At 71.6% G+C, this 236-nt stretch carries 1 pseudogene; it reads right to left on the bottom strand.

The features are described from left to right. Window positions 1–236 (bottom strand): annotated as a pseudogene (locus BZL64_RS41735) (LytR family transcriptional regulator); the annotation flags it as partial.

The following is a 236-nucleotide window of genomic DNA, read 5'->3' as shown; positions in this document are numbered from 1 at the left end:
TCTGCACGGTGACGGTGGCGCCCTGCGGGTCGGACGACACCTTGCGCAGCACGGCCTGCATGACTTGGCCGAACCGCTTCAGCTGGGCGTTCTGGGCCTCGCCCTCGGCGCGGTAGGTGGCGTAGGCGACGGCCATCTTGCCGCTCAGGGACTGGCCCTCGCCCTTGCTGACGAGCGGGGCCTGGCCCTTCTTCTTGGCGGCCGGGTCGGGCACGGCGGTGTCCGTGTCGACCTCG

The sequence above is a fragment of the Streptomyces bobili genome, from assembly GCF_002154575.1.
Classification (GTDB): domain Bacteria; phylum Actinomycetota; class Actinomycetes; order Streptomycetales; family Streptomycetaceae; genus Streptomyces; species Streptomyces bobili.
This window is presented reverse-complemented; position numbering and strand designations above follow the sequence as displayed.